At 70.2% G+C, this 6,366-nt stretch carries 7 protein-coding genes; 5 read left to right on the forward strand and 2 right to left on the reverse strand.

Annotated elements, in window-relative coordinates; genetic code table 11:
* Positions 1-178 precede the first annotated feature (178 nt).
* The 3 genes from VGD44_RS04150 to VGD44_RS04160 are packed head-to-tail and all read left to right on the forward strand — an operon-like array spanning position 179 to position 2,936.
* Complete coding sequence (locus VGD44_RS04150) at positions 179-1,123, forward strand: carbohydrate kinase family protein (RefSeq protein ID WP_331084166.1); 945 nt, start codon at positions 179-181, stop codon at positions 1,121-1,123.
* Positions 1,123-1,773, forward strand: coding sequence for a class II aldolase/adducin family protein (locus tag VGD44_RS04155; RefSeq protein WP_331084168.1), 651 nt, complete (start codon positions 1,123-1,125; stop codon positions 1,771-1,773). Before VGD44_RS04150 ends, VGD44_RS04155 begins: the two co-directional genes overlap by 1 nt.
* The gene (locus VGD44_RS04160) at positions 1,770-2,936 is read left to right on the forward strand and encodes an MFS transporter (protein ID WP_331084170.1); all 1,167 of its coding nucleotides are present in this window, start codon (positions 1,770-1,772) and stop codon (positions 2,934-2,936) included. The genes VGD44_RS04155 and VGD44_RS04160 overlap by 4 nt, the downstream gene beginning before the upstream one ends.
* Here VGD44_RS04160 and VGD44_RS04165 read toward each other — a convergent pair.
* Entirely contained in the window at positions 2,933-3,514 is a 582-nt protein-coding gene (locus VGD44_RS04165) for a helix-turn-helix domain-containing protein (RefSeq protein ID WP_331084172.1), read from the reverse strand. The two genes, VGD44_RS04160 and VGD44_RS04165, sit on opposite strands and share 4 nt — an antisense overlap.
* 346 nt (positions 3,515-3,860) lie before the next feature.
* Here VGD44_RS04165 and VGD44_RS04170 point away from each other — a divergent pair, with 346 nt between their 5' ends.
* A complete protein-coding gene (locus VGD44_RS04170) occupies positions 3,861-4,802 on the forward strand; it encodes an ornithine cyclodeaminase family protein (protein ID WP_331084174.1) in 942 nt (313 codons plus the stop codon).
* 7 nt (positions 4,803-4,809) lie between these two features.
* Here VGD44_RS04170 and VGD44_RS04175 read toward each other — a convergent pair whose 3' ends face one another.
* Positions 4,810-5,280 (reverse strand): Lrp/AsnC family transcriptional regulator, encoded by a 471-nt coding sequence (locus VGD44_RS04175; protein ID WP_331084177.1) that lies wholly within the window; start codon positions 5,278-5,280, stop codon positions 4,810-4,812.
* Between the two features lie 94 nt (positions 5,281-5,374).
* On the opposite strand from VGD44_RS04175, the gene phhA reads away from it, so the two are divergent.
* Positions 5,375-6,241, forward strand: a complete 867-nt coding sequence (gene phhA, locus VGD44_RS04180) for a phenylalanine 4-monooxygenase (protein WP_331084179.1) — start codon at positions 5,375-5,377, stop codon at positions 6,239-6,241.
* Positions 6,242-6,366: the final 125 nt, after the last annotated feature.

Here is a 6,366-nt window from a genome sequence, read left to right on the forward strand (position 1 = left end):
CAGCAGCAGCACCGACTGGTGGCCGTACATGCCCATGGGGATGACCGCCTGGGCGCGTTCGGTCAGCGCCTTGTTCTTGCTGTTGGTCCAGGTCATCGCCGCCCTCGTTGCAAAAAGATAGCTTTGACTATCATATCGTGATCGGGGTACAAATCAACTGCGCTTGGAGGGGTAGGACATGGGCGAAGGTCTTCTCTGCATCGGGCTGACGACGCTGGACATGGTGGCCAGGCCGATCGACGCCCTGCCCAGCGGCGAGGGCACGCGCCTCATCGAAGGGATCGCCGTGGCGCCCGCCGGCACGGCCGCCGGTGCGGCCATGATCGCGGCGCGGCTGGGCGTGAAAACGGCCCTGGCCGGCAGCGTAGGCGGCGACTTCATGGGCCGGGTGGTGCGCCTGGGTCTCGAGGAGCAGGGGGTCGACACCGGTCTTGTGGGGGTCATCGAGCGCTACCCCACCTCGGCCACGGTGCTCACTATCGACTCGAACGGGCGGCGGCCCAACTTCCACGCCCTGGGCGCGGGGCTGTTCGCGCCGACGGGCGAGGCGGTGCTCGCAGCGGCGGGCAAAGTGGCCTTCCTGCACTACGCCGGGATCGGCGGGCCGAAGCTGGACGGCGGCGCGGGACTCGCGGTCGTGCAGTCGGCGAAGGCCGGTGGGGCGGTGGTGACCTGCGACCTCATCTCGCCGCAGCCGACGGCCCTGGCCGAGCTGGAGCGGCTGTTGCCGCACGTGGACTATTTCATGCCCAGCGCCAGCGAGGCTTTCGCGCTCTCGAAGACCGACAGCCTGGACGCGGCGGCGGACTTTTTCCTGGGCCTGGGCGCGGTGGCGGTGATCATCAAGAACGGCGGGGCGGGTTCGTACGTGGCGCTGGGGGCCGAGCGGACGGCGCTGCCCGCCTACGACATCACGCCGGTGGACACGACCAGCTGCGGCGACTCCTATTGCGCGGGCTTCATCGCCGGACTGAGCCGGGGACTGGCGCCCCTGGACGCCTGCCGCTTCGCCACGGCCGTGGCCGCGCTGGTGGCGCAGGGCCTCGCGACGCTTGGCAAGGTCACGAGCTACGACGGCGTGCTCGAGGCCATGAAGGCGATGACCCTGAAGGAGCCCGGCTGATGTCCACTACTGAGGAAGGCAAGCTGCGGACCCGTATGGTCGAGGTCATGCGGGCGATGGACGCGCGAGGCCTGAACCGGGGCACGTCCGGCAACGTCTCCGCCCGGTTCGGCGACGGGATGCTGGTGACGCCCAGCGGCGTGCCGCCCGAGCGCCTGACGCCGGAATCGATGGTTTTCGTCGGCGCCGACGACGGCATCCCCGAGGGCCAGCTCAAGCCGTCGAGTGAATGGCGGATGCACATGCAGATCCTGCGCCGGCGCCCCGACGTGGGCGGCGTGGTGCATTGCCATTCGCGCCACGCGACGATCCTGGCCTGCGCCGGCAAGCCGATCCCGGCGGTCCACTACATGGTCGGCGTCAGCGGCGGGGCCAGCGTGCCGGTGGCGCCCTACGCCACCTTCGGGTCGGAGGACCTGGCCGACGCCGTGGTCGCCGCGCTCGATGGACGCAACGCCGCCCTCATGGCCAACCACGGCCAGATCGCCGTAGCGCCCAGCCTGGGCCACGCCCTGCTGATCGCCGAGGAGATCGAGGAACAGGCCGCCGTCTACTGGGGCTGCCTCGCCATCGGCGGGCCGAACATCCTCTCGGACGACCAGATGGCCGAGATCATGACCAGGTTCCGGTCGTACGGGCAAAAGTTGTGAGCGAGGCGGCCGGCGCCCTACGCGCACCGCAACCGCTCAACCTGCCGGTGCTCTACATCGGCGTCGTGGCCCTGTTGATCGCGGGGCTGCAGCCGGTGGTGCTGGGCGGCCTCGCCGAGGCCGGGCGGCTGTCGGCGTCGGGCATCGGGCTCGCCGCCACCGCCGAGCTGCTGGCCCTCGGCGTGGCGTGCGGGGTCTGCGCCGCGGTGCTGAAACCGACCGGGCTTCGGGCCAAGCTGGCGCTAGCCTGCATGGGTCATGCGCTGTGCAACGTCGCGAGCCTGTGGGTCGCCGACAGCGCCCTGATCGGCCTGCGCGGGGTCACGGGGTTGTTCGCCGGTGCGATGCTGTGGTCGACGGTGGGGATGATCGCCCGCTCCGCGCGGCCCGAGCGGCAGGCGGGGATCTTCGTGACGGTTCAGACGCTGGCGCAGTTGCTGCTCGCGGCTGTCCTGCCGCGAACGGTGATGACGTCGTGGGGCGTCGACGGTGCGCTGCTGACGCTGGCGGCGATCTCGGTGACGGCGGCCGCTGCGGCGTTCGCCGCGCCGCCGGCCTTCGCGCCCTTGCCCAGGGCCGAAACGGGCGGCGGACGACTGAGCGCGCTGGCCTGGGCGGGACTGGCGGCGGTGTTCCTCTACCTGGCCTTCATCGTCGCCATATGGGTCTACCTCGAGCCGCTGGCCGCCACGGTGGGACTGAGCTCGGTGCAGGCGCACGACGCTGTGGCGGCGGCCCTGGCGATGCAGGTGGTGGGCGGCCTCGCGGCAACGGTGGCCGGCGCGCGCCTGAAGGCAAGCCACGTCCTGATCGGGGCTGGCGTCATCAACCTCGGCCTCGTGACCGCGCTCTCGGCCCATCCGTCCGGGCCGCTGTTCCTCGGGCTGGTGGCGGCGTTCGGCTTCCTCTGGCTGTTCGTGCTGCCGTTCCACACCGTGCTGCTGATCGCGATCGACCCCTCACGGCGCGCCGCGATGCAGCTGGGCGCCGCTCAGCTCCTGGGCAGCAGCGCCGGCCCGCTGGCCGCCTCGTTGGTGGTGGGCGACTCGGACATCGGCGGGGCGATGAAGTTCGCCGCGGCGTGCTTGATAGCCGCCCTCGCGCTGATCGTCGCGGTCCTGGCGGTCATGGCCCGCCGAGGCCCGGTGGCGGAGACGCCCTAGCGGCTCTGCGCGTATCGCGCGGCGAGGCGCTGGTAGTGCATGGCGACCATCCAGCAGACGTCCTCGTTGATCCGCGCCTCGTCCAGACCCGGCTCCTCCAGCACCATCTCGGTGGCGGCGTAGGCCACCTCGGTGGTCAGCCGGGCGGCCCGGAACAGCTCGCTCTCGGGGACCTGGGGATAGACTTCGGTCAGCCGCTCGCTGATGTGCCTGGCGACGTTGTCGCGCGAGGCGATGCGGATGTCGCGCAGCAGCGGCACCGCGCGCAGGGCGCGCATGATCCAGATGCCGCCGGGAATCTGGCGGGTGATCTCGTTCACCGGCTGCTGCAGGCTGCGGTTCTTCGCGACGGCCTCCTCGAGGTTCGCCGCCTGGAGCCCGCCGGTCCGGATCCAGGCGAAAACCGCCTCGTCCTGGGCGTCCATCAGCCGCCGGGCCAGTTCGCTCAGGATCGCGTACTTGTTGGGGAAGTAGCGGTAGAGCGCGGGCGGCGTCATGCCCGCGCGCTCGCAGACGAGGTTCGTGGTCAGGCGCTCGAACCCGACCTCACCCAGCAACTCCCCGGCCGTCGAAAGCACGGCCTCGAAGGTGTTGCGCGCACGGGTCTGGGAGGGCGTGGTCCGGGCGTCCAGGGGGACGAGCGGAGTCTCGGCGGGTTACGCGGCGCGCTTCGTCATCTCACCTCTGCGGGAGCCTCGCGTGGCGCGAAGGCGGCCACGCAAGAGCGTCGGGCGGCGATCGTATTTCATCCCCCTCGGCAGGTCATCCTCGCCGACAGGGCGCGCAGCGAAGCGGACCCCGCCCCGAACCCATGTCCGCCGGCTTGCCTTGTCCGCTAGGGCGGCCCGACTTACACAGGTTCTCGCGCAGCCAGCGCGAAGTCGTCAGATGGCGAAGTAAAATCAAATAGTTACGGGACGCATGATGCGGATCATCGATCGCGAAGAGGTCGCCCGGCGGCTGACCTACGAGCTCTGCATCCCGCTGGTGCGGCACGCGATGATCGCCTTCTCCAGGGGCGAGACGCGCCAGCACCTGCGCTCGATCCTGCCCCTGAGCGAAGGCCGGATGTTCGGGATCATGCCTGGAGCGCTCGGTCCGAACGCCATGTTCGGCGCCAAGCTGATCAGCGTGTTCCCGGGCAACTTCGCCAAGGGGATCCAGTCGCACCAGGGCGTGGTCGTGCTGTTCGACGGCGAGAGCGGCGCGCCGGTCTGCATCGCCCACGCCGGGGAGATCACCGCCATCCGCACGGCCGCGGCAAGCGCGGTGGCCACCGACGCGCTGGCCCGGCCTGAGGCGAGCCGGATGGCGATCCTGGGCTACGGCGAGCAGGCCGGGACCCACGCGCGGGCTATCGCCCGTGTGCGCAAGCTGGAGACGATCACGGTCTGGGGCCGCGATCCAGAGCGCGCCCGCGCCTTCGCCGGGAAGATCGGCGCGGAGCTGAGCATAACCGTCGCCGCCTCGTCGAGCGTCCGCGAGGCCGTGGATGGCGCCGACATCGTCACCACCGTCACCAACGCCCGCGAGCCCATCCTGGAGGGCGCCTGGATCGCGCCCGGGACCCACGTCAACCTCGTGGGTTCCAGCGGTCCGGGGCCGGTCGAAGTGGACCATGACCTGGTGGTCCGCTCGCGCTTCATCGCCGACAGCCGTGAGGGCGTGCTGGCCCAGGGCGCCGAGTTCCTGAAGGCGAAGGCGGCCGGCCTGGTCGGCGACGACCACGTCGTGGGCGAGATCGGCCAGGTGCTGGCCGGCGACCTGGAAGGCCGCCAGTCGCCCGACCAGATCACCGTCTACAAGTCCCTCGGCCACGTGGTGCAGGACCTGGCCGCAGCCAAGGCGCTCTACGAGGCGTCGTGATGCGCCGTCAGACGGGGAGCGCCGTGGTGTACTTGGTCATCGCCAGCGCGAAGTGCGACGAGGCGCCGGCGACGCCGGGATGGCCCAGCACCGTGCGCATCAGGAAGTCGTTGTAGTCGGCCACGTCGGCCACCACGATCCGCAGCAGATAGTCCCAGTCGCCCGACATCGAGAAACATTCGACGATCTCGGGACGGCCCTTCACGAAGCGCTCGAACGCATCGCGGGCGTCCTTGTCGTGGCTGCGCATGCGCACGTTGCACAGCACGTTGACCCCGCGCCCGACCTTCTGCGCGTCGACCAGCCGCACGGTCCTGGTCAGGTAGCCCGCCGCCTCCAGGGCCTTGATGCGGCGCCAGCACGAGGCGCTGGACGCGCCCACCCGCTCGGCCAACTCGGCGTGGCTGAGCGCGGCGTCCTCCTGGAGCGCGGCCAGGATCTTGCGGTCGATTCCGTCGAGTTCGCGATCCTGTTTCATGCTCGTGCGTTCTCTTGAAGGTTCGTATCGCGGAATAAGCGCCACGGCGCGAGAATGAAAGCCGATTGCGGTCGAATGGTGAGACGATAGCGACATGGCCACCACCGCGCTCAAGCCGCCCCCCGGCGCGGCCGCCGACTGGACGATCCCGCAGGACTGGAGGTCCTACACGGCGCAGGAACACGCCACCTGGGACAAGCTCTTCGCCCGCCAGGCGGAGATGCTGAAGGGCCGCGTGACGCCGGCCTTCCTGGAAGGCCTCGACGTGCTGCGCCTGTCGAAGCCGGGCATCCCTGACTTCGAGGAACTGTCCGAGGTGCTGATGGCGCGGACCGGCTGGCGCGTGGTCGCGGTGCCGGGCCTCGTGCCGGACGAGGACTTCTTCCGCCATCTCGCCAACCGCACCTTCGTCGCGGGCCGCTTCATCCGCCGGCCCGACCAGCTCGACTACCTGGAAGAGCCCGACGTCTTCCACGACGTGTTCGGCCACGTGCCGCTGCTCGCGAACCCGGTGTTCGCCGACTACATGCAGGCCTATGGCGCGGGCGGGCTGCGCTCGATGTCGTTCGACGCCCTGCACTGGCTGGCCCGGCTCTACTGGTACACGGTGGAGTTCGGCCTGGTCCGCGAGGGCGGCGACCTCAAGCTCTACGGGGCCGGCATCGTCTCGAGCTTCGGAGAATCGGTGTTCGCGCTGGACGACCCGTCGCCGAACCGTATCGGCTTCGACCTCAAGCGGGTGATGCGCACGCGCTATCGGATCGACGACTACCAGCAGACCTACTTCGTCATCGACAGCTTCGACGACCTGCTGCGCCAGACCCTGGAGACCGACTTCGGGCCGCTCTACGCGGCGCTGGGCAAAGAGGCGGACCTGGAACCCCAGGACGTGATCGCGGGCGACAAGGTCTTCACCCGCGGCACCCAGGCCTACGCCCTGCAGCACAAGAAGGCGTCCTAGGCGGCGCCCGCCTCCGCCTCGACCGCCGGCGTCGCATCGCCGGCATAGACGGCGGCGTCCAGCATCCCCAGCTCCTTCGACACCAGCGTGGGCACGAGCGCCTGGCCGGCGACGTTCACGGCTGT

It is taken from the genome of Phenylobacterium sp. (genome assembly GCF_036402295.1).
Classification (GTDB): domain Bacteria; phylum Pseudomonadota; class Alphaproteobacteria; order Caulobacterales; family Caulobacteraceae; genus Phenylobacterium.

Coding starts and splice junctions, on each gene's coding strand:
- VGD44_RS04150 (WP_331084166.1), top strand. CDS start 179: ATGGGCGAAGGTCTTCTCTGCATCGGGCTGACGACGCTGGACATGGTG.
- VGD44_RS04155 (WP_331084168.1), top strand. CDS start 1,123: ATGTCCACTACTGAGGAAGGCAAGCTGCGGACCCGTATGGTCGAGGTC.
- VGD44_RS04170 (WP_331084174.1), top strand. CDS start 3,861: ATGCGGATCATCGATCGCGAAGAGGTCGCCCGGCGGCTGACCTACGAG.
- VGD44_RS04175 (WP_331084177.1), bottom strand. CDS start 5,280: ATGAAACAGGATCGCGAACTCGACGGAATCGACCGCAAGATCCTGGCC.
- phhA (WP_331084179.1), top strand. CDS start 5,375: ATGGCCACCACCGCGCTCAAGCCGCCCCCCGGCGCGGCCGCCGACTGG.